Source organism: Pseudomonas sp. NFIX49 (assembly GCF_900115915.1).
In the GTDB taxonomy this organism is placed as follows: domain Bacteria; phylum Pseudomonadota; class Gammaproteobacteria; order Pseudomonadales; family Pseudomonadaceae; genus Aquipseudomonas; species Aquipseudomonas pharyngis.
The window spans coordinates 535,677-561,707 of record NZ_FOYE01000005.1; the positions used below are offsets into that span (position 1 = coordinate 535,677).

A 26,031-nucleotide genomic window follows, 5' to 3' on the forward strand; every position below is an offset into this window, starting at 1 on the left:
TTGTACGCAGCCCGGGACGCGGAGCGTCCATTGCGGCATTCCCACGCAGAGCGTGGGAACGATCGGCCCGCGCAGTTACAGTTTGGCGTTAACTGCCGCCAACGCATCTTTGCCGTCCACGGTCTTCACACCATCAAGCCACTTGTCCAACACCCCCGGATTCGCCTTGATCCACGCCTTCGCCGCCTCCGCATTGCTGACCTTCTTGTTCACCACCTCGGCCATGATGCTGTTCTCCATCTCCTGAGTGAACGAAAGATTGGTCAGCAATTTACCCACATTCGGACAGGCCTCGGCATAGCCCTTGCGGGTCAGGGTGTAGACGCTACCGGTGTCGCCAAAGTACTTCTCGCCGCCCTTGAGGTAGTGCATTTTCAGCTGCACGTTCATCGGGTGCGGGGTCCAGCCGAGGAAGGTGACGAATTTCTGCTTCTTCACTGCCCGCGAGACTTCGGCCAGCATCGCCTGTTCGCTGGACTCGATCAGCTTCCACTGGCCCAGGTCGAAGTCGTTTTTCTTGATGATCTCTTGCAGCGAGATGTTCGCTGGCGCGCCCGAGCCGATGCCGTAAATCTTCTTCTCGAATTTATCGGCGTACTTATTCAGGTCGGCGAAGTTATGCACACCCGCGTCCCACACGTAATCCGGCACGGCCAGGGTGAATTCGGTGCCGTCGAGGTTCTTCGCCAATTGGGTGACGTCACCGGTGGCGACGAACTTGTCGTAGAAACCCTGCTGCGCCGGCATCCAGTTGCCGAGGAACACGTCGACCTGGCCATCCTTCAAGCCGCCGAAGGTGATCGGCACCGCGAGGGTGTCGACCTTGGCCTTGTAGCCCATGCCATCCAGCAGAAACCCGGTGATGGCGTTGGTCGCGGCGATGTCGCTCCAGCCGGGATCGGCCATTTTCACCGTGTCGCAGCTCTCGGCGAACGCAGATGCGCTGCCCAGTGCCAGCAGACTGACCGTCACGACTGTGGATAACTTGACCATGGACTTCCCCTTAACGTTATTGGTTTTGGCAGGGTTGTGGATAACGGGCCTTGCGCTCCAGGTCATCGAGGTCGATGTGGTTGCGCATGTATTGCTGACTGGCGTCCACCAGCGGCTGGTGATCCCAGCTCTTCAGTTTGCCGATCGTCAGCGCCTCGGCGACAAAACGCCGGCGACGCTGGCTTTCAAGGACTTCGCGGTGGATTGCCGGGATGTCCCACTTGGCCCGCGCTTCGGCAAGAAAGTCGTCGAACAGCTGGCGATGTTGTGGCGATTGGCTGAGTTCTTCCTGCTCGCGTGGATCGTTATCCACATCGAAGAGTAGGCAAGGGTCGGTTTCGCTGTAGATGAATTTGAAGGCGCCACGACGAATCATCATCAGCGGGCTGACGGTGCCTTCGGCCATGTATTCGCCGAACACTTCGTCGTGACCGCCCTGCCCTTGCAGGTGCGGAACCAGCGAACGGCCGTCGAGCGGCAGATTCGGTTCCAGGTTGCCGCCGGCCAGTTCGACAAAGGTCGGCAACAGATCGGCGGTGGAGACTGCAGCGCTGACACGGCCCGATTTGAACTGACCGGGCGCACTTATCAACAGGGGCACTCGCGCGGCCATTTCGTACCAGTGCATTTTGTACCAGAGGCCCTTCTCGCCGAGCATGTCGCCATGGTCACCGGAAAACACGATGACCGTGTCGTCCATCAGTCCACAATCTTCGAGGGTTTGCAGAAGTTTGCCGACGTTGGCGTCGATATAGCTGCATGCACCGAAGTACGCGCGGCGCGCATCGCGGATCTTATCCACAGGCAGCGGCTTGTCCCACAGGTCGTAGACCTTGAGCAATCGCTGGGAGTGCGGGTCGAGTGAATGCTGATCCGATGTCGTAGGAAGCGGGATATCCGCATCGTCGTACAAATCCCAGAACGCCTTGGGAATCGTGTACGGATCGTGAGGGTGAGTCATCGACACGGTCAGGCAGAACGGCTGGTCGCCATCCTCGCGAATATGGTCGAACAGATATTGCTGAGCCTTGAACACCACCTCTTCGTCGAAGTCGAGCTGGTTGGTGCGCACGCACGGCCCGGCCTGCAACACCGAAGACATGTTGTGATACCAGCTCGGCCGCACGTCGGGCTCGTCCCAGTTCACCGCCCAGCCGTAGTCGGCCGGATAAATGTCACTGGTCAGGCGCTCTTCGTAACCGTGCAGTTGATCGGGGCCGCAGAAATGCATCTTGCCCGACAGCGCGGTGCGATAGCCGAGGCGGCGAAGGTAATGGGCGTAGGTAGGAATGTCGGCGGGGAAATCGGCGGCGTTGTCGTAGGCGCCGATCTTGCTCGGCAACTGGCCGCTGACCAGGGTGAAACGCGACGGTGCGCACAGCGGGCTGTTGCAGTAAGCGGCATCGAATACCACGCCTTGTTCGGCGAGGCGGCTGAGATTTGGCAGTTTGATCGGCGACGGGCCGTAGAACGGCAACATTGGCGCGGCCATTTGATCGGCCATGATGAAAAGAATGTTCTTGCGCTTCATGTGATCGCGGCATTCCATAGTGAATATTTATGCGACATTGCTGCGATCGAGCATGGAGTCCACGCAATATCCGGTAAAGCCCGCGCCGGACAATGACTAGGATAAGCACAGCTTATGTATGAAGCCCTCGGTGATTTGTCGCTCGACCTGCTGCGCGCTTTCGAGGCGGCGGCCCGTCATCGCAGTTTTACCGCTGCGGCGGTGGAGCTCGGCACGACGCAACCGGCAATCAGCCAGCAGATCAAACGGCTGGAAGAGCAACTCGGCACACGGCTGTTCGATCGTATCTACCGGGGCATCGAACTGACCGAGGTCGGCTCGATCCTGTTCGAGCAAGTTACCCTTGGTTTGCAGAATATCGACGCGGGATTAAGCGCGATCAGCTCACAACAGCAGCACGAAGTACTGCAAGTCGCCACCGACTTCGCCTTCGCCGCGTATTGGCTGATGCCGCGTCTGCACCGCTTCCATGAAGCTTATCCACAGGTGGACGTGAGCCTGGTCACCAGCGAGCGCAATCACAACATGCTGCGCCCGGATATCGACGTTGCGGTGCTGTTCGGCGACGGTCGCTTCAAACAGGGCGAAAGTCACTGGTTGTTCAGCGAAGAAGTATTCCCGGTGTGCAGCCCGCAATTGCTCAAGGATCGTCCCCTGCCCATGCCCGCCCAGGCATTGATGGAGTTTCCATTGCTGCACCTGCGCGGGGAAAACAGCAGCAACTGGTTCGACTGGAGCGGTCTGTTTCGCGCGCTGAACATCAGCACACCGCCGGCCCCGGGCCAACTGCGCTTCGACAATTACACTTTGTTGATTCAAGCGGCGATTGGCGGTCAGGGCGTGGCCATCGGCTGGCGGCACCTTGTGGATAACTTGCTCACCCAGGGTTTGTTGTGCCGGCCGATCGCTGAGACCATCCTGTCGCGTCTCGGTTATTACGTGGTGCTGCCGCAGCGCAAACGCCGGGGCGCGTTGATCCAGACGTTCGTGGATTGGCTGATGGCCGAACAGGCGAGCAGCGCCGAATCCCTGGCCGGGCTGGCGCTGCCGTCGATTGCGGTGTAACGGATCAGGAAGCGGCAACAAAATCCACGTGCTGACGCAGATGCAAATTCAGCCGCAGCTCATCGGCAATGCCCACCGCTACCCGGTTCAGGCGCTCCAGCGGTTCGGCCAGACCCGGTTCGAGCGTGCGGCCGACCTGATTGAAATGCTCGATCGTCAGCCCGGCGACGCTGCGCGGTGCATTCACCAGCGTCCAGTGCAGCGGGCTGCTTTGCAGGGCTTCGCGCACTTCCAGAGCGGCGTGGCGTTGCAGCGGGTCGGCGTTTTCCGGATCGTCCAGTGCTTCGAATTCGCCGATGACAAACAGCCGCGAGACGTTCGCTGCCTGTAGCCCATCGATCAGTGCATCCACCGCCAGCACCTGTTCCACCGGCCCCAGCACCACGGACTTCTCGACATGATCGCTGCTCAGCGGCAAGCCCGGTGCATTCAGCAGGCAGATCACCGCCGTGCTGCCGGCCACGCTCTGATTGACCCGCTCGGCATCGAGCAAATCACCGCTTTTGGTGCGCAGCCCCGGCCGTGGCGCGAGCGCCGTCAGATCGTCGAGGATCGCGATGACTTCGTGCTGGCGACGCAGCAGTTCAGCCATCAACGCACTGCCCAGGCTACTCATGGCACCATAGAGCACCACTTTCACCGCCGGGGTTTCGGCATTTTTCATGGCTGAGGTCCCTTTTGTTTTCCCTTGTATGGCGTGTGACATACGGGCAACGCCGAGGGTTCGAACCGATTCAGAGGGTTTGCGATGCAGACGATCAAGGGTTATCACGCTCACGTTTATTACGACGCCAGCACGATCGAACAGGCGCGGGCGCTGTGTGAACAGGCGGCAGCGCTGTTTCCATTGAAGATGGGCCGCGTGCATGAACGTCCGGTCGGCCCGCACCCGGACTGGAGCTGCCAGCTGGCCTTCGGCCCGGAGCTGATCGGCGATGTGCTGCCGTGGCTGGCGCTCAATCGCAAGGGATTGGTGGTGTTCCTGCACCCGGACACCGGCGATGACTTGCTCGACCACACCGACCATGCAATCTGGATGGGCGCGATGCGGCCGCTGGATCTGTCTGTTTTTTAATCAGATGGTTTCTTCGGGTTCGCCAGGTAAATGCTCGTCCAAATGCAGCCATGGCAACTGGCTGTCGGTCCAGATATGCCGCTCGGCCGCGGCCTGCTCCGGATGATCCAGTGTGGCGACCGTCAGATCAATGCTCTCGGGGCTGAGCAGCGTCACCAGCGCCAGTTGTGCGCCGCAGTTCGGGCAGAAGAACCGTGCGCAGCTGTCTGAAGAGTCGTAGCGCGAAGGTGTTCCGGCCAGCCACTGGAAGTTCGCTGCCGGCAGCGTGATCCAGGTGGTGACGATGCCACCGCTGACCTTTCGACAGACCGAACAATGACAGTGGGCGATGTCGTGCAACGCTCCGCTGAACTGATAGCGGATATGTCCGCAATGGCAGCCACCGCTGTGCAACTCAGTCATCGCCCTGCCCTCCGCTTCCCGTGTTCATTGACTCTAGCCCGCATCCGACGGCCGGTTGGCCGTTCGCCCAAAGCTTTCTTGCGCGAAAGGTAGCTGAAAGGTTCCCCGATTAGGATCGCCCCCACTGCCGGCAACAGACCGGTTGGCCAACGCGTGTGATTGCTCGCACGACAGGCCCAATTAACAACAACAATGGTGATTCTGATGTCCTCTGTAACGCGCCTCCTCCCACGCCTTTTTTCTGACACTCCGCTCGTACGCCTTGTGCTTCCCGTTCTGCGCTGATCCAACCCGATCCGCTCACTTACCTAGCCGCGCTACGCCTGGAGTATTCCCATGCTGACTTTCCTTGGCTTCGCCATGGTCATCACGTTCATGTTCCTGATCATGACCAAGCGCCTGTCTGCGCTGATCGCTCTGATCATCATCCCGATCCTGTTCGCCCTGTTCGGTGGCTTTGCTCCGAAGATCGGCCCGATGATGCTCGAAGGTATTACCAAGCTCGCGCCGACCGGCGTGATGCTGATGTTCGCGATTCTGTATTTCGCCCTGATGATCGACTCCGGCCTGTTCGACCCGGCCGTGCGCAAGATCCTCAAACTGGTCAAGGGCGACCCGCTGAAAGTTTCGGTCGGCACCGCCGTACTGGCGCTCGTCGTTTCCCTTGATGGTGACGGCGCGACCACTTACATGATCTGCGTGGCCGCCATGCTGCCGCTGTACAGCCGTATCGGCATGAGCCCGCGGATCATGGCCGGTCTGATCATCCTCGCCGGTGGCGTGATGAATATGACCCCATGGGGTGGCCCGACCGCCCGTGCGGCGAGTGCGCTGCACGTGGACCCGTCGGACATCTTCGTGCCGATGATCCCGGCGATGGCGGCCGGTGTGGTGGCGATCCTGATCATTGCCTACTTCTACGGCAAACGTGAGCGTGCGCGTCTGGGTGAGCTGCACCTGATCGGCGACGAAATCGATCACAGCGAAATCAGCGTCTCGCAATTCCCGGATGCCCGCCGTCCGAAACTGATCTGGTTCAACGGCCTGCTGACCCTGGCCCTGATGTGCACTCTGATCGCCGGCCTGTTGCCGCTGCCGGTGCTGTTCATGGTGGCGTTCAGTATTGCCATGATCGTCAACTACCCTTGCCTGCAAATGCAGAAGGATCGCGTCGCCGCCCACGCCGGCAGCGTGCTGTCGGTGGTCAGTCTGATCTTCGCGGCAGGCATTTTCACCGGTATCCTGTCGGGCACCGGCATGGTCGATGCGATGTCGAAAAGCCTGCTGGCGGTGATCCCTGATTTCCTCGGCCCGTACCTGGCGGTGATCACGGCGCTGGTGAGCATGCCGTTCACGTTCTTCATGTCGAACGACGCGTTCTACTACGGTGTGTTGCCGGTGTTGTCCGAAGCGGCCAGCCATTACGGCATCACCGCGGTGGAAATGGCCCGTGCCTCGATCGTCGGTCAGCCGGTTCACCTGCTGAGCCCACTGGTGCCGTCGACATACCTGCTGGTCGCACTGGCGGGGATCGAGTTCGGCGATCACCAGCGTTTCACCCTGAAGTGGGCAGTGCTGGTCTGCCTGTGCATACTGGTCGCCGCCCTGTTGTTGGGGACTTTCCCGCTGTTCAGCACGTTGTAACGGCACCAAACTCACCCGGACGCCAGCTGATTGCTGGCGTCCTGGTTTAACACTCGCTCAAAGGAATACACATGGAATGGCTGACCAACCCTGAGATCTGGGTTGCCTTCTTCACCCTGACCGCCCTGGAAATCGTTCTGGGCATCGATAACATCATCATGATTTCGATCCTGGTCAGCCGCATGCCCAAACACATGCAGGCCCGCACCCGGATCTTCGGTCTTGGCCTGGCCATGATCACGCGGATCCTGTTGCTGCTGTCGATCACCTGGGTCATGCGCCTCACCGCCGACCTGTTCGAAGTGTTCGGCCAGGGCATTTCCGGCCGCGACCTGATCCTGTTCTTCGGTGGCCTGTTCCTGCTGTGGAAAAGCTCGCAGGAGATGTACCACGCACTGGAAGGTGAAGACGAAGCTGGCGACGAGCCTTCGGGCAAGGGCGGCAACTTCCTCTACACCATCATCCAGATCGCAATCATCGACATCGTGTTCTCGCTGGACTCGGTGATCACCGCCGTCGGCATGGTGTCCCACGTTCCGGTCATGGTCGCGGCGATCATCGTGGCCGTGCTGGTGATGATGCTGGCCTCGGGCAAGATCAGCGAGTTCATCGACAAGCACCCGTCGCTGAAAATGCTCGCGCTGTCGTTCCTGCTGGTAGTCGGTACCGTGCTGATTGCCGAGTCGTTCGACGTGCACGTACCGAAAGGCTACGTCTACTTCGCCATGGCGTTCTCGCTGGCGGTCGAAGCGATCAACATCAAGATGCGCACCGCCATCGCGAAAAAACGCAAACAGCAGGATCCGGTGAAACTGCGCAAGGATATTCCGGGTCAGTAACCCGAACGCTGCGCAACAGATCAAAGGGCCTTCGGGCCCTTTTTTCATGGCTGCATGAACCTGTTTTCATGACACTTTTGTTTCAATCCCCGCTTTAGCTGTGCAATGCTGGCGCCCAGACCGTTAGCCAACTACAGCTTAAGTATCAGAACGTAGAAATTGCGCGGTACCGTCCACTTGCCCCTCTGGGGCGCTGCCATTACAGGGGGTCTGCATGCTCACCCTGCTCAATTTGCTGTCTGCCGTGGCCCTGCTGATCTGGGGCACGCATATCGTTCGAACCGGCATCCTGCGGGTGTACGGCACCAATCTGCGCCACGTGATCGGCCAGAACATGTCCAAACGCTGGCTGGCCTTTGTCGCCGGCATCCTCGTGACCGCGATGGTGCAGAGCAGCAACGCGACTGCCATGCTCGTGACGTCCTTTGTCGGTCAGGGCCTGATGGCGTTGACCCCGGCCCTGGCGACCATGCTCGGTGCCGATGTCGGTACGGCGCTGATGGCGCGGGTGCTGACGTTCGACCTGTCGTGGCTGTCGCCGCTGCTGATTTTTATCGGGGTGATTTTCTTTCTGTCGCGCAAACAGACGCGGCTCGGGCAGATGGGCCGCGTGTCCATCGGGCTTGGGCTGATCATTCTGGCGCTGCAATTGATCGTCGAGGCCGCTGCGCCGATCACCCATGCCCAAGGGGTGAAGGTGATTTTCGCCTCGTTGACCGGCGATATCCTGCTCGACGCCTTGGTCGGCGCGCTGTTCGCGATGATTTCCTACTCCAGCCTGGCGGCCGTGCTGCTGACCGCCACCCTCGCCGGCGCTGCGGTGATCAGTCTGCCGGTGGCGATCGGTCTGGTGATCGGCGCCAACATCGGCAGTGGTGTGCTGGCGTTCATGAGCACCAGCATGCAGAACGCCGCCGGCCGGCAGGTGGCGCTGGGCAGCCTGCTGTACAAACTGATCGGGCTGTTGCTGATCATTCCGGTGCTGGATCCGCTGGTGCACTGGATCGACAGCCTGGATTTCAGCCCCCAGGAAATGGTCATCGGGTTCCACCTGCTCTACAACACCGCGCGTTGCCTGATCCTGCTGCCGAGCGTCGGGCCGATGGCGCGGTTGTGTGCCTGGCTGCTGCCGGAGCGGCCGGAGGTCAACGGCACCGCCAAGCCCCGCCACCTTGATCCCACCGCGCTGGTCACGCCGAGCCTGGCACTGGCCAACGCCGCCCGGGAAACCCTGCGCATGGGCGACCTGATCGACAACATGCTCGACGCGACCCTCGACGTGCTGCGCGGCAAACAGACCGCCATCACTCAGGAAATGCGCAAGCTGACCGATGACGTCGAAGCGCTGTACAGCGCGATCAAGCTGTACCTGGCGCAGATGCCCCGCGAAGATCTCGGCGAGCAGGACAGTCGTCGCTGGGCGGAGATCATTGAGCTGGCGATCAACCTCAAACTGGCCAGCGACCTGATCGAACGCATGCTGCGCAAAGTGCAGCAGCAGAAGACTTCGCAACGCCGGTCGTTTTCCGAAGACGGACTGGAAGAGCTGGCCGGGCTGCAACAGCAATTGATCGCCAACCTGCGGCTCGGGCTGTCGGTGTTCCTCAGCGGCGACAAGGAAAGCGCCCGCCAGTTGCTGCGCGAGAAACGTCGCTTTCGCGCCCAGGAACGGCGTCTGGCCCACGCCCATGTCAGCCGATTGCAACGCAAGATCGTGCAGAGTATCGAGACCAGTTCGTTGCACCTGGAGCTGATTGCTGACATGAAACGTTTGAACTCGCTGTTCTGCAGCAGCGCCTATGTGGTGCTGGAAACTTCCGATACCGGCGCGCTGGCGGCGGACGATATGGCGGACATCACGCATTCGCCTTGAACGTCTGGGGTTGTGGTCAGTCAGTAACTCAAGGTTCGGCCTCGCGGCCGGACTGACGACACGGATCTCCAATTCAGCCGTATGGAAGCTCGTTATGCGTTGCCTGTTGTTCGCTTGTCTGCTGCTCGGTTCCCTGCCCGCCTTCGCCCTGGATCGTTTTCAGGTCGAAGGCTATGCGCTGCCCAACGGGCTGCAATTGCTGCTCAAGCCCGGCACCGAGCGTGGGCACGTGGCGATCCGGCTGGTGATCGGCGTCGGTCTCGATGATTTCGACTGCAATGAAAAGGAGCTGCCGCACCTGCTCGAACACTTGCTGTTCAGCGGCATCGACGCCACCGGTGAAGGTGGTCTCGAAGAGCGCATGCAGGCACTCGGCGGTGACTGGAACGCCTTCACCAGCAACGCCGACACCACGTTCGTCATCGAAGCCCCGGCGAAAAACCAGCGCAAGGTCCTCGACCTGCTGCTGGACCTGCTGACCCAGACCCGCTTCGACGACAACGCGATCAACGCGGCCAAACGGGTAGTCGAGCGCGAGGACGGCGGCCATTACACCCGGCTGCAACGCTTCCTCGATCGGCAGGACCTGGGCCACACCGCGAGCAATCAACTGGCGGTTGAGCTGGGCCTGAAATGCCCGCAGCGGGCCGAAGTCGATGGCCTGACTCGCGAGCAGCTGGAGAAGGTGCGCAAGGCCTGGTACGCGCCGAACAACATGACCCTGATTGTCGTTGGTGACCTCGACAAACTGCTGCCGGCCTATCTGGAACGGGCGTGGGGCGCACTTGAAGCGGTCGAACCGAGCGAACACCGTCCGTTGCCGGACATCCGCGCCAGCGCTGCCCACGAACGCACGATCACTCGCGGCTTCATCGGCAACAGTGCCAAGCTGCACTGGCTGGTGCCGGAGCCGGTGCTGGACGACCAGTACGACGAAACCTTCGACCTGCTCAAGGAATACCTGGAGTGGGCGCTATACCGCCAGTTGCGCCTGAACCACGGTTTGTCCTACGGGCCGTGGGCCGAGCGCGAAGTGTTCGGCGGTGTCGGCTTCATGAGCCTCAACGCCGATCTGGATCGCGGTGACATCGCCGAAGCCGAACAAGTGCTGGAAGACCTCAAGGCCGACCTGCTGAAAAACGGCCTCGACGCCGACACCTTCAATCGCTTGAAACAAGCCGCCATCGCCCACCAGGCCTGGGCCGTGCAAGGCACCAGCGCCATGGCCGATTATTACTGGAGCGCGCTGGGCGACTACGAGGATGGCCGCTTTGCCGATCCTGCGCGGGAGCTGCAAGGCGTGACGCTGGAGGCGGCGAACAAGGCCATGCGCGAGTTGTTGCTGCAACCGGGTTATCTGCGGATCGAGAAACCGCTGCTCAGCGACGATCAGGTGTTGTTGCTGCTGGCGGGCGGATTGGGCGTGTTGGTGCTGATGCTGCTCGGCTGGCGTCTGCATCGGCGCAAGTCCGTGCATCCGGAATGACCGGCAGCCTCGCCACACGGCCCGGCGGGCGGTACTCTGTCGGGGTTTTTTCCTCGACTGTCGTGAACCGCCCAAATGTCTAAATTGACCCTCCTGATCCAGCGCATTCTCGAACTGATGAAGCGCTATCCCGGGGTCATTGCGCTCGGCGGTTTCATCTCCGGGGTCGGCAGCTTCATTCTGGTCGACCGGCAACAGGGGCTGGCGAGCTGGATCACCACGATCATGCTGCTGAGCTGGATCTGGCTGATGCTGGAAAACAGCCTGACTAAACTGTTCACGCGAATCTTCAAACGGGAAATCCCCCAGCCGCTGCTGCGTTACGCGACGCAGATGATCCACCAGGAAAGCCTGTTTTTCGTCCTGCCGTTCTTCTTCATCACCACCACCTGGAACAGCGGCCAGCTGTTTTTCACCGGGCTGCTGTGCATCGCGGCGCTGATCTCGATCGTTGACCCGCTCTACTACAAATGGCTGGCGCCACGGCGCTGGGCGTTCCTAGCGCTGCACACCCTGACCCTGTTCGCCGCCCTGCTCACGGCGCTGCCGGTGATCATGCACCTGACCACCTCGCAAAGCTTCAAATGGGCGCTGGGGATTGCGGTGGTGTTGTCGTTCCCGAGCCTGGCGTCGATCTTCCCGATCCGCACCGTGCGCAATGCCTTGGCGATCCTGTGCATTACGGTCGGCATCGGTGGCGTGGGCTGGGTCCTGCGTTCGTGGGTGCCGCCGGCGACGCTGTGGATGACCGACGTGGCGATCAGCACTCAGGTGCAGGACCGGGTTCCGGGCGCCAGCCTCAAGGAAGTCAGCGCCGAGCAGATCCGTGGCGGCGGGCTCTACGCCTACACCGCGATCAACGCGCCGCGCGGGCTCGACGAGCGGATTTATCACGTCTGGCAGTTCAACGGCAAAGAGGTCGACCGCATCGCCCTCGACATCCACGGCGGGCGCAAGGAAGGCTACCGGGCCTGGACCCACAAGCAGAACTTCCCCGGCAACCCGGCGGGCAAGTGGCAGGTGCGAGTGTTGACCGAGGACGGTCAGGTGATTGGCGTGCTGCGCTTCGAGGTCACGGACAGCACACCGACCAAAGAAAAGTAACCGGGTTCGTGCTATTACGTAGGTTCGTCTCGATAGCCGAACAAGCACGGAGCTTATGACCAGCAGCCCAATGACCGGCAGTGCCCGCCTGGACACCTCGATCACCCCTGCCCGCCTGCGGGTGACCGGGGACTGGACGCTTGCCCATTACGCCGACCTCAAGCAACTGAGCGAAACGCTCCACGGCCAGTACGACGCCAACACCCCCATCGACCTCAACGGCCTCGGCGCCCTCGACACCGCCGGTGCGTCGCTGCTGGTGGAGCTGCTCGGCTCGGAGCGGCTGGGCAAGTCCGCCGAACACCCCGATTGCACGATTTCCAGCGCCGACCGCGCCTTGCTGCAAACTGTGTATCGTTCGCTGACCGACTTCTGCGTGCCGATCAAGGAACCGGAAATCAGCGTCAGCGTGCAACTGCTGACGCGCATCGGCCGGGCCGTCGACACGGTCTGGCGAGACACCCTGCAATTGCTCGGCTTCGTCGGCCTGATTCTCGAAACCATCGCCCGCAGCCTTTTCCGGCCCAAGCGCTGGCGGATCACGCCGATGATCGCCCACATCGAACAGACCGGCCTCGACGCTGCGCCCATCGTCGCGTTGCTGACCTTTCTGGTGGGCGCGGTGGTGGCGTTCCTCGGGGCGACGGTGCTGGCCAGTTTCGGCGCCAGCGTGTTCACCGTGGATCTGGTGGGCTTCGCTTTCCTGCGCGAGTTCGGGGTGCTGCTCACGGCGATTCTGATGGCCGGCCGCACCGCCAGTGCCTTCACCGCGCAGATCGGCTCGATGAAGGCCAACGAGGAAATCGACGCGATTCGCACCCTCGGCCTCGACCCCATGGAGTTGCTGGTGGTGCCCAGGGTGCTGGCGCTGCTGGTGGCGCTGCCGATGCTGACGTTTCTGGCGATGATCTGCGGGATCGTCGGCGGCGCGGTGGTTTGCGCGGTGTCGCTGGATATCTCGCCGGCGATGTTCCTGTCGCTGCTGCAAAGCGACATAGGGATTCAACATTTCCTGGTGGGTCTGGTCAAAGCCCCGATCTTCGCGTTCCTGATCGCCGCTATCGGTTGTCTGGAAGGCTTCAAGGTCAGCGGCAGCGCCGAATCGGTCGGCGCCCACACCACCTCAAGCGTGGTGCAATCGATTTTCGTGGTGATCGTGCTCGACGCGGTCGCTGCGCTGTTTTTCATGGAGATGGGCTGGTGAGTCGTCTACCCCGCGCGCCCTCCGAGGCGGTGATTGAAGTCCGTGGCCTGTGCAATCGCTTCGGCAGCCAGAGCGTGCACGAGAACCTCGATCTCGACTTGTACAAAGGCGAAATCCTGGCCGTGGTCGGCGGCTCCGGCAGTGGTAAATCGGTGTTGCTGCGCAGCATCGTCGGCCTGCGCCAGCCCAGCGAAGGCATGGTCAAGGTGTTCGGCCAGAACCTGCCGAGCCTGCCGGAGCATGAGCGTTCGCTGATCGAGCGGCGCTTCGGTGTGCTGTTTCAGAAAGGCGCGCTGTTCTCGTCGCTGACCGTCACCGAGAACGTCGCCCTGCCCCTGATCGAGCACGCCGGGCTCAGCCGTGACGACGCCGAACATCTGGCGGCGGTGAAGCTGGCGCTGGCCGGGCTGCCGTTGTCGGCGGCGGACAAGTACCCCGCCTCGCTGTCCGGCGGGATGATCAAGCGCGCGGCACTGGCCCGGGCGCTGGCGCTGGATCCGGACATCCTGTTTCTCGACGAACCCACTGCCGGCCTCGATCCGATTGGCGCCGCGCAGTTCGACCAATTGATCCTGACCCTGCGCGATGCTCTGGGCTTGAGCGTATTTCTGGTGACCCACGACCTCGACACGCTCTACACCATCACCGACCGCGTCGCGGTATTGGCGCAGAAGAAGGTGCTGGTGGCCGGTCCCATCGACGTGGTCTCGGAAACCGACGACGCGTGGATTCACGAATACTTCCACGGCCCTCGCGGCCGCTCGGCGCTGGACGCCGCCAAACAGCTCAACGAGGTCTGACATGGAAACCCGAGCCCATCATGTATTGATCGGCCTGTTCACGGTGATTGTGGTGGCAGGCGCCCTGCTCTTCGGTCTGTGGCTGGCCAAGTCCAGTGTCGACACCGAGTTCAAGGATTACGAAGTCGTGTTCAACGAGGCGGTCAGCGGCCTGTCCCGGGGCAGCCCGGTGCAGTACAGCGGGATCAAGGTCGGCGACGTGGTCAGCCTGCGCCTCGACCCGCAGGACCCACGTCGGGTGCTGGCACGGATTCGTCTGGCCGGCGACACGCCGGTCAAGGAAGACACCGAAGCCAAACTGGCCCTGGCCGGGATCACCGGCACCTCGATCATCCAGCTCAGCGGAGGCACGCCGCAAAGTCCGAAACTCAAGGGCCATGATGGCAACCTGCCGACCATCGTCGCCTCGCCCTCGCCCATCTCGCGACTGCTCAGCGACAGCAACGATTTGATGAGCGGGGTCACGACGTTGCTCAGTAATGCCAATCAGATGTTCTCTGCCGACAACATCGAGCGCGTGAGCAAGACCCTCGAGCATCTGGAGCAGACCACCGGCTCGATCAACGATCAGCGCGGCGACCTGCGTCAGGCCATGCAGCAACTGGCGACGGTCGGCAAACAGGCCGGCAACATGCTCGAACAGACGTCCGCGCTGATGCGCAACGCCAACGGCCTGCTCAACGATCAGGGCAAACAGGCGCTCGGCAGTGCCGAACAGGCGATGAAATCCCTGGAGCAAAGCAGCGTCACCATCAACGGCCTGCTCAGCAAGAATCAGAATTCCCTCGACAGCGGCATGCAGGGCCTCAACGGCCTGGCCCCGGCGATCCGTGAACTGAGGGAGACTCTGAATTCGCTGCGCGCCATTTCCCAACGCCTGGAGGCCAACCCCAGCGGTTACCTGCTGGGCAGTGACAAGAACAAGGAGTTCACGCCATGAAGCTGACTCGCCTCGCCCTCCTCGCCGGCTTCACGCTGATCAGCGCGTGCTCGATCCTGCCCAAGTCCGAACCGTCGGATGTCTATCGCCTGCCGGCGGCACAGGCCCCCGCCTCGGCCGGTTCGGCGGCGGCTCAGCACTGGTCGCTGCGTCTGAACAAACTGCAGGCCAGTGAAGCGCTGAACCGACCAAGCATCGCGGTGATTCCTCAGGGCGATGTGATCAGCAGCTACAAGGCCTCGCGCTGGAGCGATCCGGCGCCGGTGCTGGTGCGTAACCGGTTACTGGATGGATTCCAGCGCGATGGCCGGGTGTCGCTGTTGAGCACCGATGACAGCAACTTCCAGGCAGACCTGGAATTGGGCGGCAGCCTGCAGGCGTTTCAGACCGAGTATCAGGGCAATCAGGCCAGCGTGGTGGTGCGTGTCGATGCGTTGCTGGTGCGCGGCTATGACCAGCGAATTCTCGCCAGTCGCCGATTCGAAGAACGTCAGCCGCTCAGTGATGTGAAGGTCCCGGCGGTAGTGGCCGGGTTCGGTCAGGCCAGTGATCGTCTCACCGCGAAAGTCGTGGCGTGGGCGGTGGAGCAAGGGCAGAAAGTTGCCCCTCCTGCCCTGCCTTGAGCCTTAACCGAAGAACCAGTAGCAAACGCCGATAGCGCCGAGCACACCCGCCAGCTCGGCCAGCAGCGCACAACCCACGGCATGCCGGGCGCGCTGGATGCCCACCGCGCCGAAGTACACCGCCAGCACGTAGAACGTGGTTTCGGTGCTGCCCTGAATCGTCGCCGCGACCAGCGCCGGGAAGCTGTCCACGCCCGAGGTTTTCATCGTTTCGATCAGCATCGCCCGGGCGGCGCTGCCGGAGAACGGTTTGACCATGGCGGTAGGCAGCGCATCGACGAAGCGCGTGTCCCACCCTGCCCACTCCACCAGATGGCGAATGCCGTCGAGGCCGAAGTCCAGCGCGCCCGATGCGCGCAATACGCCGATCGCGCAGAGCATCGCCACCAGATACGGCAGCAGGTTCTTGGCAACGTCGAAACCTTCCTTCGCACCTTCGACAAAGGCCTCGTAGACCTTCACCTTGCGCAAGGCGCCGATCACCAGGAACAGCATGATCAGGCCGAACAGCGTCAGGTTGCCGAGGATCGACGAAAGCCCCGCCAGTGCGGCGGCCGACATTGTCGCGAGCAACGCCATGAAACCGCCGAGAATCAGCGCGCCGGGAATCAGGTAGGCCAGCACCACCGGGTCCCAGACCCGCAGGCGCTGCATGAACGCCACCGACAGGAAGCCGACGATGGTCGAGCAACTGGTGGCCAGCAGGATCGGCAGGAACACCAGCGTCGGGTCCGGCGCGCCTTGCTGGGCGCGATACATGAAGATCGTCACCGGCAGCAGGGTCAGGGACGAGGCATTCAGTACGAGGAACAGGATTTGCGCGTTGCTGGCGATGGTCGAGCTGGGGTTGAGCTCTTGCAGCGCCTTCATGGCTTTAAGGCCGATCGGCGTGGCGGCGTTATCCAGGCCCAGGCCGTTGGCGGCGAAGTTCAGGGTGATCAGGCCGATGGCCGGGTGACCCGGCGGCACTTCCGGCATCAGCCGCAGGAACAGCGGGCCCAGCGCTTTGGCCAGCCACTCGACAATCCCCGCCTTTTCGGCGATGCGCAGGAAACCCAGCCACAGGGTCAGCGTGCCGAACAGCAGCACCATGACTTCGACCGACAGCTTGGCCATGGCAAAAATGCTTTCCACCATCGCCGCGAAGATCCCGGCATTGCCGCCGATCAGCCATTGCCCCAGCGCCGAAACGGCTGCCACGATGAAGAAGCCAAGCCACAGGCCATTAAGCATCAGTCAAATCCCCCGGAAGATGCGGCGAATGATAGCGGGGTCGCCAGAAACGACAAACCCCGGATTTCTCCGGGGTTTGTCAGGGTGCCTGGCGGGCGGGGATCAGTTTTTCGAAACGTCACCGGCCGGCAGTTTTTCCTTGCTGCGCCAGTGCGGCAGCGAGTTCCAGTAGCGCTGGCCCTTGGCGTCGTCGTACATGCCTTCCCAACGAGCGATGACCAGTACGGCTAGGGCGTTGCCGATCACGTTCAGGGCGGTACGCGCCATGTCCATCACACGGTCGACACCGGCGATGAAGGCCAGGCCCTCCAGCGGAATACCCACGCTGCCCAGGGTGGCCAGCAGCACCACGAAGGACACGCCCGGCACGCCGGCGATGCCTTTGGAGGTAACCATCAGGGTCAGGACCAGCAGCAGTTGCTGGCTGATCGACAGGTCGATGCCGTACAACTGGGCAATGAAGATCGCCGCGATGGACTGGTACAGGGTCGAGCCGTCGAGGTTGAACGAGTAACCGGTCGGTACCACGAAGCTGCAGATGGCTTTCGGTGCGCCGTAGGCTTCCATCTTCTCGATCACCCGTGGCAGTACGGTTTCCGAGGAGGCGGTGGAGTAAGCCAGCACCAGCTCATCCTTGAAGATGCGCATCAGCTTGATCACCGAGAAACCGAACAGCTTGGCGATCAGGCCCAATACCACAAAGGCGAAGAAGGCGATGGCGACGTAAACCAGGATCACCAGCTTGGCCAGCGGCAGCAGCGAGGCGAAACCGAAGTTGGCCACGGTCACCGCGATCAGGGCGAACACGCCGATTGGCGCGTAGTTCATGATCATGTGGGTGACTTTGAACATGCTTTCCGATACGCCCTGGAACATCTTCACCAGCGGCTCGCGCAGGTCCGACTGCAGGCTCGACAGACCGAGACCGAACAGCACGGAGAAGAAGATGATCGGCAGCATTTCGCCGCGAGCCATGGCCGCGAAGATGTTCGACGGGATCAGGTTGAGGATGGTCTCGATGAACGCGTGTTCATGCTGCACTTCAGCGGCGGTCGCCTGGTACTTGGAGATGTCCACAGTGCCCAGGGTGCTCATGTCGATGCCGGCACCCGGATGGAACAGGTTGGCCAGCAGCAGGCCGACGATGATGGCGATGGTGGTGACGATTTCGAAGTAGATGATGGTTTTCAGGCCGATGCGCCCGAGTTTCTTGGCGTCGCCCACGCCGGCGATGCCGACGATCAGGGAAGAGATGACGATCGGGATCACGATCATCTTGATCAGACGGATAAAGATATCGCCTGCCGGTTGCAGGACGTTGCTGATCCACCAGGCCTTTTCGGCGCTGAAATGGTTGAGCAACGCGCCGATTGCAATCCCCAATACCAGACCGATGAGGATCTGCCAGGCGAGGCTAAGCTTTGCCTTCTTCATTATCTTTACCCTTACTTGCGTTTGACTCAGGCACATGCAGGAACTGGAACGCTCATCAGCGGAAAAGTCTGTGCATCTGCCTCCGTATAAGGTGCCCCGAAGCGCGTGTTTACGGCTCTCCGGCAGGCGAAAAAAGGCGCAACTATTCCGATGCAAGGTTGCGCCGTCTAATGCCGTAAACGCCTACCCTATGCCGAATCGGCATGAGCTTTTTTTTATGAAACTGGCGTCCCAACCGGTTCGAATACGACATTTCGGCAGGCATAAGTGCCGTGAACCGGCCATTACAGCGTAGGTTGGTTATTTTTTGAACGAGTGATTTCGACGAAAAATTTAGGAAAAAGCCTACGTTCGGAAACTAAATGTCCGACTGATTCGATCGACTCTTTCTCGATATACGGTCGCCAGGAAACACCGCGAAATGCTTTCGCATGCAGTGTGAGCGATAAAAAAGTTGAGCAGAACGCTCTGGATCAACGTTTTGTCACGTTGAAAGCCCAGCGCAAGTCCGTCGAACCACTCCGGTTGGCGAACTTGCGTCGCAGCTTTTACCCTGACCCGGCCCTCATCGCAGGCACTCCCTGTACCCGTAGGTCACTCCGACCCTGCAACAGTCAGAACGTCCCGGCCCCCTGGTCATGCACCGGCCTTCCTCGGGCCGACGCAATGGAGGACAGCCTTTCGGCTGCTCTCGTGTTCAATACCAGTTCGGATCTTTCTTCAGCGTTTCCATCAGAAGGTTTTGCATGCCCTGATCGGGTTTGCCGAGGAAGCGGTAGGTGGCATGTCGCGTTGGCGACTTGTCCGCCGGCAGTCCTTCGGGCACATCCACAAGCATGGCGTAAGCGTCTTTCTTGTCGAAACTGAACGCGACGATCAAGCGATGGTTCATGCATTTGTCTGCGGATTCGCAGAGCGGGCCGACCAGATACTTGTCGCCATCTTCGGTCACGGCATTCATCTGCTGGTCAGGTGTGCCGGACAGGTTCATCACCCATTCCGGCAGGCGTTCTTCCTTCTTCACCACGCCTTCCCAGGTTTCCCTGTATTGCGGGTCGGAACTCAACAGTTCGTTGACCCGCGCCTGACCGTCATTGGCCGCGATTGCCATGGCACTACCGCCCAGGAGCAGGGCGGCTGCCAGTGTCTTTAACCCCTTCATGTTCAACCTCGACCGCGACGGCCAAAGAAGAAGGAAGCGATGAACATCACCAGGAACACGACAAACAGAATCTTGGCGATACCCGTGGCGGTGCCCGCGATACCACCGAAGCCCAGTACTGCGGCGATGATGGCAATGATCAGGAATGTGATTGCCCAGCTCAACATGGTGATTCTCCTTGCTTCTATTTAGGGATGTTGCCGGTCTCGGCGCGGGGGCGCCCAGATTCGTTGATCAGAAAACCCAGCGTTCTTCACGGGGCATGTCGCCCAGCGGTTGTGGCTGGTCGACGTCCATCATGCGCATCGCGCCGTTGTCGGCCTGGCTGCTGCTGACGGCGCTGAAGTGCGTCTGCGTCGCGTGTTGCATGGAAATCAGGGGCTCACTCTGCTGGCTCTGCTCCCAGCGCAGGTATTGCTGGCAGGCGATTAGAGTGATCAGCAGCGCAAGTGCGCCAAACAGGGCCTGCTGCAGATGCAGTGGCGAAATACGCATTTGGGCGGCACGTTGGCGAGTCATCCTGGGTTCCTCACTCTTGTTCGGTGGGGGCAGTGCATTTCTGCCCGGGCTGAGTGATGTATTGCAGCCCGCATGCCAGCTTTTTTGTTTAAAAAAATCTAATAAAATCAGATAGTTATAGATGCTGCAAAAGTTACTGACGACGCATCCTGCACGATGACCCTCGCGGCGTCGTGCGTAATGCACGATTATTTCGTAGGAGAAATCATTCTTTTTGAATTGAGAGCAGGGTGCGGATGTCAGAAAAGGAGGCAGGAAACCGTCCTGAAACTGTGCGATGTTTAAAAAATCAACAAAATCAGTGGATTAGCTGTGAGGGCAGGAGAGAGCTACCCTGCTATGACTGGAATCGATCAGAATCAACCATGCAACTTGCCCGATTTTTCCGGGACTAACCCAAGACATTTACTTATGGAGCGTAGGAAAAATGGAATCAGCCACTGAGCACCAAGGCCGCATTCTGCTGGTGGACGATGAATCCGCCATCCTGCGAACCTTTCGTTATTGCCTCGAAGACGAAGGTTATTCTGTCGCCACTGCCAACAGTGCGGCCCAGGCTGAAGCGCTGTTGCAACGCCAGGTGTTCGATCTGTGCTTTCTGGATTTGCGTCTGGGCGAAGACAACGGCCTGGATGTATTGGCGCAGATGCGCATTCAGGCGCCGTGGATGCGGGTGGTGATCGTCACCGCCCATTCGGCCGTCGACACCGCGGTGGACGCCATTCAGGCCGGCGCTGCCGATTATCTGGTCAAACCGTGCAGCCCGGATCAATTGCGCCTGGCGACCGCCAAGCAACTGGAAGTACGTCAGCTGTCGGCGCGTCTGGAAGCCCTCGAAGGTGAGATTCGCAAACCCAAGGACGGTCTCGATTCCCACAGCCCGGCGATGAAAGTCGTACTGGAAACCGCGCGGCAAGTGGCGGGCACTGACGCCAACATCCTGATCCTCGGCGAGTCCGGCACCGGTAAAGGTGAGCTGGCCCGAGCCATTCACGGCTGGAGCAAGCGCGAGAAGAAATCCTGCGTCACCATCAACTGCCCGTCGCTGACCGCCGAACTGATGGAAAGCGAGCTGTTCGGTCACAGTCGCGGCGCGTTCACCGGGGCCAGTGAAAGCACGCTGGGTCGAGTCAATCAGGCTGATGGCGGTACGCTGTTTCTCGACGAGATCGGCGATTTTCCGCTGACATTGCAGCCCAAGTTGCTGCGTTTCATCCAAGACAAGGAATACGAGCGGGTAGGCGATCCGGTCACCCGTCGCGCCGATGTGCGGATCCTTGCCGCCACCAACCTCAATCTCGAAGACATGGTGCGTGACGGACGTTTCCGCGAAGACCTGCTCTACCGTCTGAACGTCATCACCCTGCATTTGCCGCCGCTGCGCGAGCGGGCCGAAGACATCCTGACCCTGGCCGACCGGTTCCTTGCCCGCTTCGTGAAGGAATACGCGCGTCCGGCCCGGGGCTTCAGTGACGAAGCTCGCGAAGCACTGCTGGGCTATCGCTGGCCGGGCAACATCCGCGAGCTGCGTAACGTGGTGGAGCGGGCCAGCATCATTTGCCCGCAGGAGCGTGTGGAAATCAGCCACCTCGGCATGGCCGAACAACCGGCGAACAATGCGCCACGGGTCGGCGCGGCGCTGAGTCTCGACGAACTGGAGAAGGCCCACATCGGCGCAGTACTGGCGACCGCGGGCACCCTCGATCAGGCCGCCAAGACCCTGGGAATTGACGCCTCGACCCTGTACCGCAAGCGCAAGCAGTACAACCTGTGAGCGCCCGCCGATGAAACTGGCGATGAAGTTGCGGACTCGCTTGTTCCTGAGCATTTCCGCGCTGATCACCGTGGCCTTGCTCGGGCTGATGCTCGGGCTGGTCAGCGTGATGCAGATGGCCGGCACTCAGGAGGCGCTGATCCGCAACAACTTCGTCACCCTCGATCTCGGGCTCAAGCTGCGCCAGACCCTCGGCGATCAACTGATCATGATGCTCGCCGAAAAGCCCGACCCCGTGGCGTTCGAAGCGTCCAAACAGCATTACTTCCAGTTGCTCGACGAGGGCATCGCCCAGGAGCAGAAAGACGACGATCGCCAGTATGGATTCAGTCAGGCCAAAGCCGATTATCTGAGCTTCCTCCAGGCGTTCGACATCTCCCGCGACCCGGCTGCTGCCCTGAGTGGCGGTGGCGACTTGCGTGAGCGCTTCAATACCCTGCGCAATGGATTGATTACCGAGCACAAGCACGCACTGGACAACATCAATTCAGTCCAGCATGCCGCCCGCGACCGCGCGTTGCTGATCGCTGGCCTGTTGGGACTGGTGGGGCTGGCGGTGCTGATCATTGGCTTCGTTACCGCACAGGGCATTGCCCGGCGTTTTGGTGCGCCGATCGAAGCGCTGGCCAAAGCGGCGGACAATATCGGCCAAGGCAATTTCGAGGTGACCCTGCCGGTGTCCTCGGCTATGGAGATCAACTTGCTGACCCGGCGCTTCGGGTTGATGGCCGAAGCCCTGCGCGAACATCAGGCGACCAATGTCGACGAATTGCTCGCCGGCCAGCAGCGTCTGCAAGCGGTGCTCGACAGCATCGATGACGGTTTGCTGATGATCGACCGTCAGGGTCGTCTCGAACACTTGAACCCGGTGGCCCAGCGACAACTGGGCTGGGACAGCGACCGTTTCGGCGAGGGCCTCGGCACGGCGCTTCAGCGACCGGAGCTGGATACACAGCTGCAACTGGTGTTGCGCGGTGGCAACCTTGAGCGGGCGCCGGAAGATTTGAGCATTGAGGTCGACGGCGAAACGCGCCTGCTGACCTACAGCCTGACGCCGGTCAGCCATACCCAGGGACATATACTCGGCGCCGTGATGGTCCTGCACGACGTCACCGAGCAGCGCGCCTTCGAACGGGTGCGCAGCGAGTTCGTGTTGCGCGCGTCCCACGAACTGCGCACGCCGGTCACGGGCATGCACATGGCGTTCGGACTGTTCCGCGAGCGGGCGAAGTTTCCTCCGGAGTCGCGCGAATCCGATCTGCTCGACACGGTCAATGAAGAAATGCAGCGTCTGATGCAGTTGATCAACGATCTGCTCAACTTTTCGCGTTATCAGAGCGGTTTGCAGAAACTCACACTGGCGCCGTGTTCCATCGAGGACCTGCTTGAACAGGCGCGTTTGCGTTTCGCCGATTCGGCAGCGCAGAAGGGCGTTACCTTGACCGTCGAAGCGCAGAGCCCGCTGCCACGCTTGCAGGCGGATCAGGCGCAGCTCGATCGAGTCCTCGACAACCTGATCGACAACGCCTTGCGCCACACGGCGCGCGACGGGCTGATCCGCTTGCAGGCCCGTCGCCATGGCGAACGGGTGATCATCAGCGTCGAAGACAACGGCGAAGGGATTGCCTACGGTCAGCAAGGGCGGATTTTCGAACCCTTCGTTCAGGTGGGCCGCAAGAAGGGTGGGGCCGGGCTGGGTCTGGCGCTGTGCAAGGAAATCGTCCAGTTGCACGGTGGGCGGATGGGCGTTTACTCGCGGCCGGGGCAGGGCACGCAGTTCTATATGGCGCTGGCGGTTTAGGCTTCGTCGTCGATCCGGCGGCCGGCGAGTCGCCGTCCACGGGTAATCAGTTCGATGAACTGCACCGCGCTCAAGGCGTGGGCGAACAACCAGCCCTGACCGAACTTCACCCCTTCGCTGCTCAGCAGCGCCGCTTGTGACTCGAATTCGATCCCTTCGGCAATCACCTTCAGGTCCAGCGCCTGGGCCATGTGAATGATGTGTGGCGCGACACCGCTGCTGGCAGCGTCATGGCCGAGGGCGTCGATAAATGCCTTGTCGATCTTCAGGCAATCCACCGGCAGGGTTTGCAAATAGGCCAGGCTGCAATAGCCGGTGCCGAAATCGTCGATCAGCACCTGATGCCCGACATCGCGCAGCGCCTGCAGGTTTTCCCGGGCTACCACCACATCGATCAGGCCGCGCTCGGTCACCTCGAAAGCAATCTGCCGCGCCGCCACCCGATGCAGGGTCAGCAGCCGCGCCATGACCTGGCCGATGCGCGGCACCATCACGTCGCAGGCGGCCAGATTCACCGAGATGTACAGCTGCGGATTGGCCCGCAGCAACTGACCCAACTGCTCGAGCAGGCGTTGCAGGACGAAGTCGGTCATCTGGCGAATCTGTCCGGTGTTCTCGGCCATCGGGATGAACAGGTCGGGGCTGGTCAGCGTGCCGTCCGGCCGGCGCCAGCGCAGCAGGGCTTCGGCACCGACGCAGTTGCGGCTGTCGAGATCGAAGATCGGCTGATAAAGCACCTGCAACTCGCCACGGCGGATGGCGCCGTGCAGCTCGGCGTCGAGCGACTGGCGCTGGCGCACGACCCAGAACACCAGAACGCCCACCAGCGCACCGAGCACCAGACAGAAAGGCACCATCCACCACCAGAGCTCCGGAATGTGCATGCCCGAGCGCGGGCTGATCAGCACCAGTTGGTATTCCGGGTTGTCAGTGGGCATGCGGTAGATCAGGTGTGACTGAGTGACTTGCAGCGCGTTCGGGGTTTTCGGCGGCCAGGGCTCGGTGGGCGGCCAGACCTGTGGAACGCCGAGCACCGGAATCGCCCGGGTCCCGTGATCCAGCACTACCAGCAGGCTGCTGCCGGGCAACAGGTCGACCATGTCGGTGAGATGTCCGCGCGAGGTGGCTACGCGAAAGTTGCCGCGCCCGAGCATCAGCGCTGCGCGGTTTTCATCGGGTTCGGTGGTGGTGTTCAGCCAGTAGCTGTAGGTCGGGCCCTTGATGTCCGGAGGACGGATCACCGACAGGCCTTCCTGGCGCGGACGGTTGGAGCAAATCCGCGTGGCGTCCATGTAGGCGGCTTCATAGACGAAGCGGTAGTTGAACGTCACTTGCTGCAACGTGGCGATCATTTCGTCGTCGCAGCTGCGCAAGGGCTGGGCTTCGAGGTCGTCGAGGCTTTCGCGCAACTGGCCGAAGAGTTGCTCCAGACGTGCCAGGAACCGCTCCCCCTGGGCGTTCATTTCCTGGCTTTCGCTTTGCTCGACCTGGCGCACGGCCACGAACAGCCCGCCGGTGATCAGCAGGCTCGCACTGAGGACAGCCGCGATCATCGCCAGAAACCAGGGGCGATAAAACCAGCTACGCAGCGTCTCTCGGGTAGCAACCATCATGGATATCCGAAGAATTACCAATGAGTTATAGCTGCTGATTGCGATTTCGCCCTGACCGTCGGGCGGGCGTCATTATTTTGTCTGATTCAGCACCAGCAGCAACGCTGCCGTTTGCGCATCCGGCGTGCCGTCAAAGCGCGCAGGGCGGTAGTGCATCTGGAAGGCCGCGAGTACATGGCGGGTCGCTACATCCAGCTCACCGGTTTGCGGCGTCGAGTAGCCCAGGCGTGCCAGTTGGCTCTGGAACCAGGTGATGCTCGGCAGCTCGGCGTCGAACTGCGCTTGCTGGCGTGCCACGGCTTGCTCGTCGGGCCAGAGCCCCAGCCCCTCGGCCGCCAGTCGCTTCCAGGGGAACAGCGGCCCCGGGTCGAGCTTGCGCAACGGGGCGATGTCGCTATGGCCGATGATGTGGCGCGGGCTGATGCCCTGGCGTTTGCTGATGTCCTTGAGCAGGACGATCAACGATTGCACCTGGGCTTCGCTGTAGGGATACCAGAGGCGACCGGTCGGTGTGTCCTTGAAGCCCGGATTGACGATTTCGATGCCGATCGAGCTGGAGTTGAGCCAGGTACGGCCTTGCCATTCGCTTTCGCCGGCGTGCCATGCGCGCAGGTTTTCGTCCATCAGCTTATAGATGGTGGCGTTCTTGTCATCGCCGATCAGGTAATGGCTGCTGACTTCGCCGTGGGTCAGCAATTGCAGTGAGCGTTCGAGCGAGGCGGAGGTGTAGTGCACGATCACGAACTGCACACGGCTGTCGTGATTGACCGAAGGATGGCTGGTGTCGAAACGCGGGCCGCTGGCACAACCGGCCAATAAGAGGAGCGACGCGAGGAGGGTGAAAAATTTCATGGCAGAGGGCAGTACACGCAAGACGATAATGCAACAGTGTAACGTATCGCCTTGCGCTTCGACG

24 protein-coding genes are annotated in these 26,031 nt (G+C 61.2%); 13 read left to right on the forward strand and 11 right to left on the reverse strand.

Going from position 1 to position 26,031, the window contains the following annotated elements; genetic code table 11:
• Nucleotides 1-75 precede the first annotated feature (75 nt).
• Nucleotides 76-993 carry a choline ABC transporter substrate-binding protein gene (gene choX, locus BMZ46_RS17365; protein ID WP_074689772.1) on the reverse strand — a complete coding sequence of 306 codons (918 nt, stop codon included), beginning with the start codon at nucleotides 991-993 and terminating at the stop codon, nucleotides 76-78.
• Nucleotides 994-1,009: 16 nt separating this feature from the next.
• Nucleotides 1,010-2,524: a choline-sulfatase gene (gene betC / locus BMZ46_RS17370; RefSeq protein WP_039764911.1), complete on the reverse strand. Its 1,515-nt coding sequence runs from the start codon at nucleotides 2,522-2,524 to the stop codon at nucleotides 1,010-1,012.
• 114 nt (nucleotides 2,525-2,638) lie between these two features.
• Here betC and BMZ46_RS17375 point away from each other — a divergent pair, with 114 nt between their 5' ends.
• Nucleotides 2,639-3,589, forward strand: coding sequence for a choline sulfate utilization transcriptional regulator (locus BMZ46_RS17375; protein ID WP_074689771.1), 951 nt, complete (start codon nucleotides 2,639-2,641; stop codon nucleotides 3,587-3,589).
• A gap of 4 nt (nucleotides 3,590-3,593) precedes the next feature.
• Here the strand turns inward: BMZ46_RS17375 and BMZ46_RS17380 are convergent, their stop codons facing one another.
• A complete protein-coding gene (locus BMZ46_RS17380) occupies nucleotides 3,594-4,253 on the reverse strand; it encodes an NAD(P)-dependent oxidoreductase (protein ID WP_074689770.1) in 660 nt (219 codons plus the stop codon).
• 84 nt (nucleotides 4,254-4,337) lie between these two features.
• On the opposite strand from BMZ46_RS17380, the gene BMZ46_RS17385 reads away from it, so the two are divergent.
• Nucleotides 4,338-4,664, forward strand: a complete 327-nt coding sequence (locus BMZ46_RS17385; RefSeq protein ID WP_074689769.1) for a DOPA 4,5-dioxygenase family protein — start codon at nucleotides 4,338-4,340, stop codon at nucleotides 4,662-4,664.
• On the opposite strand, the gene BMZ46_RS17390 is transcribed toward BMZ46_RS17385, so the two are convergent.
• Nucleotides 4,665-5,066, reverse strand: coding sequence for a GFA family protein (locus tag BMZ46_RS17390; protein ID WP_074689768.1), 402 nt, complete (start codon nucleotides 5,064-5,066; stop codon nucleotides 4,665-4,667).
• A 336-nt stretch (nucleotides 5,067-5,402) separates the two neighbouring features.
• Here BMZ46_RS17390 and BMZ46_RS17395 point away from each other — a divergent pair, with 336 nt between their 5' ends.
• The 9 genes from BMZ46_RS17395 to BMZ46_RS17435 all read left to right on the forward strand — a co-directional run bounded on the left by BMZ46_RS17395 (nucleotide 5,403) and on the right by BMZ46_RS17435 (nucleotide 15,579).
• A complete protein-coding gene (locus BMZ46_RS17395; protein ID WP_007954069.1) occupies nucleotides 5,403-6,710 on the forward strand; it encodes a CitMHS family transporter in 1,308 nt (435 codons plus the stop codon).
• Nucleotides 6,711-6,781: 71 nt separating this feature from the next.
• Nucleotides 6,782-7,549, forward strand: a complete 768-nt coding sequence (locus BMZ46_RS17400; protein ID WP_074689767.1) for a TerC family protein — start codon at nucleotides 6,782-6,784, stop codon at nucleotides 7,547-7,549.
• Between the two features lie 214 nt (nucleotides 7,550-7,763).
• On the forward strand, nucleotides 7,764-9,422 hold the full coding sequence (locus BMZ46_RS17405) for a Na/Pi cotransporter family protein (protein WP_074689766.1): 1,659 nt from the start codon (nucleotides 7,764-7,766) through the stop codon (nucleotides 9,420-9,422).
• A 94-nt stretch (nucleotides 9,423-9,516) separates the two neighbouring features.
• Nucleotides 9,517-10,908 (forward strand): M16 family metallopeptidase, encoded by a 1,392-nt coding sequence (locus BMZ46_RS17410; RefSeq protein WP_074689765.1) that lies wholly within the window; start codon nucleotides 9,517-9,519, stop codon nucleotides 10,906-10,908.
• Between the two features lie 75 nt (nucleotides 10,909-10,983).
• Nucleotides 10,984-12,012 (forward strand): DUF5924 family protein, encoded by a 1,029-nt coding sequence (locus tag BMZ46_RS17415; protein ID WP_039764894.1) that lies wholly within the window; start codon nucleotides 10,984-10,986, stop codon nucleotides 12,010-12,012.
• 55 nt (nucleotides 12,013-12,067) lie between these two features.
• On the forward strand, nucleotides 12,068-13,216 hold the full coding sequence (locus tag BMZ46_RS17420; RefSeq protein WP_064592455.1) for an ABC transporter permease: 1,149 nt from the start codon (nucleotides 12,068-12,070) through the stop codon (nucleotides 13,214-13,216).
• Nucleotides 13,213-14,016, forward strand: coding sequence for an ABC transporter ATP-binding protein (locus BMZ46_RS17425; RefSeq protein ID WP_039764888.1), 804 nt, complete (start codon nucleotides 13,213-13,215; stop codon nucleotides 14,014-14,016). Before BMZ46_RS17420 ends, BMZ46_RS17425 begins: the two co-directional genes overlap by 4 nt.
• Before the next feature lies 1 nt (nucleotide 14,017).
• Nucleotides 14,018-14,956, forward strand: coding sequence for an MlaD family protein (locus tag BMZ46_RS17430; protein ID WP_039764886.1), 939 nt, complete (start codon nucleotides 14,018-14,020; stop codon nucleotides 14,954-14,956).
• Complete coding sequence (locus BMZ46_RS17435) at nucleotides 14,953-15,579, forward strand: ABC-type transport auxiliary lipoprotein family protein (protein WP_074689764.1); 627 nt, start codon at nucleotides 14,953-14,955, stop codon at nucleotides 15,577-15,579. Before BMZ46_RS17430 ends, BMZ46_RS17435 begins: the two co-directional genes overlap by 4 nt.
• Nucleotides 15,580-15,582: 3 nt before the next feature.
• Here the strand turns inward: BMZ46_RS17435 and BMZ46_RS17440 are convergent, their stop codons facing one another.
• The 5 genes from BMZ46_RS17440 to BMZ46_RS17465 form a co-directional block, all read right to left on the reverse strand.
• On the reverse strand, nucleotides 15,583-16,812 hold the full coding sequence (locus BMZ46_RS17440; protein WP_074689763.1) for a nucleoside recognition domain-containing protein: 1,230 nt from the start codon (nucleotides 16,810-16,812) through the stop codon (nucleotides 15,583-15,585).
• A 102-nt stretch (nucleotides 16,813-16,914) separates the two neighbouring features.
• Nucleotides 16,915-18,246, reverse strand: coding sequence for a glutamate/aspartate:proton symporter GltP (gene gltP, locus BMZ46_RS17445; RefSeq protein WP_074689762.1), 1,332 nt, complete (start codon nucleotides 18,244-18,246; stop codon nucleotides 16,915-16,917).
• A 697-nt stretch (nucleotides 18,247-18,943) separates the two neighbouring features.
• Nucleotides 18,944-19,408, reverse strand: coding sequence for an inhibitor of vertebrate lysozyme family protein (locus BMZ46_RS17455; RefSeq protein WP_039764879.1), 465 nt, complete (start codon nucleotides 19,406-19,408; stop codon nucleotides 18,944-18,946).
• Between the two features lie 2 nt (nucleotides 19,409-19,410).
• Nucleotides 19,411-19,575, reverse strand: coding sequence for a DUF1328 domain-containing protein (locus BMZ46_RS17460; protein ID WP_003177151.1), 165 nt, complete (start codon nucleotides 19,573-19,575; stop codon nucleotides 19,411-19,413).
• A gap of 67 nt (nucleotides 19,576-19,642) precedes the next feature.
• On the reverse strand, nucleotides 19,643-19,927 hold the full coding sequence (locus BMZ46_RS17465; RefSeq protein WP_074689761.1) for a hypothetical protein: 285 nt from the start codon (nucleotides 19,925-19,927) through the stop codon (nucleotides 19,643-19,645).
• Between the two features lie 427 nt (nucleotides 19,928-20,354).
• On the opposite strand from BMZ46_RS17465, the gene algB reads away from it, so the two are divergent.
• Both algB and BMZ46_RS17475 read left to right on the forward strand, forming a co-directional pair.
• On the forward strand, nucleotides 20,355-21,701 hold the full coding sequence (algB, locus tag BMZ46_RS17470) for a sigma-54-dependent response regulator transcription factor AlgB (RefSeq protein ID WP_039764876.1): 1,347 nt from the start codon (nucleotides 20,355-20,357) through the stop codon (nucleotides 21,699-21,701).
• A 10-nt stretch (nucleotides 21,702-21,711) separates the two neighbouring features.
• A complete protein-coding gene (locus tag BMZ46_RS17475; RefSeq protein ID WP_074689760.1) occupies nucleotides 21,712-23,502 on the forward strand; it encodes a KinB sensor domain-containing domain in 1,791 nt (596 codons plus the stop codon).
• On the opposite strand, the gene BMZ46_RS17480 is transcribed toward BMZ46_RS17475, so the two are convergent.
• Together BMZ46_RS17480 and BMZ46_RS17485 are read right to left on the reverse strand one after the other, a co-directional pair.
• Entirely contained in the window at nucleotides 23,499-25,112 is a 1,614-nt protein-coding gene (locus tag BMZ46_RS17480; protein WP_170844919.1) for an EAL domain-containing protein, read from the reverse strand. The two genes, BMZ46_RS17475 and BMZ46_RS17480, sit on opposite strands and share 4 nt — an antisense overlap.
• 75 nt (nucleotides 25,113-25,187) lie before the next feature.
• Nucleotides 25,188-25,967: an N-acetylmuramoyl-L-alanine amidase gene (locus tag BMZ46_RS17485; RefSeq protein ID WP_039764871.1), complete on the reverse strand. Its 780-nt coding sequence runs from the start codon at nucleotides 25,965-25,967 to the stop codon at nucleotides 25,188-25,190.
• Nucleotides 25,968-26,031: the final 64 nt, after the last annotated feature.

What these genes read in the sequence shown, in the direction of transcription:
- choX (WP_074689772.1), bottom strand. Translation starts at nt 993, where the DNA reads ATGGTCAAGTTATCCACAGTCGTGACGGTCAGTCTGCTGGCACTGGGC.
- betC (WP_039764911.1), bottom strand. Translation starts at nt 2,524, where the DNA reads ATGAAGCGCAAGAACATTCTTTTCATCATGGCCGATCAAATGGCCGCG.
- BMZ46_RS17375 (WP_074689771.1), top strand. Translation starts at nt 2,639, where the DNA reads ATGTATGAAGCCCTCGGTGATTTGTCGCTCGACCTGCTGCGCGCTTTC.
- BMZ46_RS17380 (WP_074689770.1), bottom strand. Translation starts at nt 4,253, where the DNA reads ATGAAAAATGCCGAAACCCCGGCGGTGAAAGTGGTGCTCTATGGTGCC.
- BMZ46_RS17385 (WP_074689769.1), top strand. Translation starts at nt 4,338, where the DNA reads ATGCAGACGATCAAGGGTTATCACGCTCACGTTTATTACGACGCCAGC.
- BMZ46_RS17390 (WP_074689768.1), bottom strand. Translation starts at nt 5,066, where the DNA reads ATGACTGAGTTGCACAGCGGTGGCTGCCATTGCGGACATATCCGCTAT.
- BMZ46_RS17395 (WP_007954069.1), top strand. Translation starts at nt 5,403, where the DNA reads ATGCTGACTTTCCTTGGCTTCGCCATGGTCATCACGTTCATGTTCCTG.
- BMZ46_RS17400 (WP_074689767.1), top strand. Translation starts at nt 6,782, where the DNA reads ATGGAATGGCTGACCAACCCTGAGATCTGGGTTGCCTTCTTCACCCTG.
- BMZ46_RS17405 (WP_074689766.1), top strand. Translation starts at nt 7,764, where the DNA reads ATGCTCACCCTGCTCAATTTGCTGTCTGCCGTGGCCCTGCTGATCTGG.
- BMZ46_RS17410 (WP_074689765.1), top strand. Translation starts at nt 9,517, where the DNA reads ATGCGTTGCCTGTTGTTCGCTTGTCTGCTGCTCGGTTCCCTGCCCGCC.
- BMZ46_RS17415 (WP_039764894.1), top strand. Translation starts at nt 10,984, where the DNA reads ATGTCTAAATTGACCCTCCTGATCCAGCGCATTCTCGAACTGATGAAG.
- BMZ46_RS17420 (WP_064592455.1), top strand. Translation starts at nt 12,068, where the DNA reads ATGACCAGCAGCCCAATGACCGGCAGTGCCCGCCTGGACACCTCGATC.
- BMZ46_RS17430 (WP_039764886.1), top strand. Translation starts at nt 14,018, where the DNA reads ATGGAAACCCGAGCCCATCATGTATTGATCGGCCTGTTCACGGTGATT.
- BMZ46_RS17435 (WP_074689764.1), top strand. Translation starts at nt 14,953, where the DNA reads ATGAAGCTGACTCGCCTCGCCCTCCTCGCCGGCTTCACGCTGATCAGC.
- BMZ46_RS17440 (WP_074689763.1), bottom strand. Translation starts at nt 16,812, where the DNA reads ATGCTTAATGGCCTGTGGCTTGGCTTCTTCATCGTGGCAGCCGTTTCG.
- gltP (WP_074689762.1), bottom strand. Translation starts at nt 18,246, where the DNA reads ATGAAGAAGGCAAAGCTTAGCCTCGCCTGGCAGATCCTCATCGGTCTG.
- BMZ46_RS17455 (WP_039764879.1), bottom strand. Translation starts at nt 19,408, where the DNA reads ATGAAGGGGTTAAAGACACTGGCAGCCGCCCTGCTCCTGGGCGGTAGT.
- BMZ46_RS17460 (WP_003177151.1), bottom strand. Translation starts at nt 19,575, where the DNA reads ATGTTGAGCTGGGCAATCACATTCCTGATCATTGCCATCATCGCCGCA.
- BMZ46_RS17465 (WP_074689761.1), bottom strand. Translation starts at nt 19,927, where the DNA reads ATGACTCGCCAACGTGCCGCCCAAATGCGTATTTCGCCACTGCATCTG.
- algB (WP_039764876.1), top strand. Translation starts at nt 20,355, where the DNA reads ATGGAATCAGCCACTGAGCACCAAGGCCGCATTCTGCTGGTGGACGAT.
- BMZ46_RS17475 (WP_074689760.1), top strand. Translation starts at nt 21,712, where the DNA reads ATGAAACTGGCGATGAAGTTGCGGACTCGCTTGTTCCTGAGCATTTCC.
- BMZ46_RS17480 (WP_170844919.1), bottom strand. Translation starts at nt 25,112, where the DNA reads ATGGTTGCTACCCGAGAGACGCTGCGTAGCTGGTTTTATCGCCCCTGG.
- BMZ46_RS17485 (WP_039764871.1), bottom strand. Translation starts at nt 25,967, where the DNA reads ATGAAATTTTTCACCCTCCTCGCGTCGCTCCTCTTATTGGCCGGTTGT.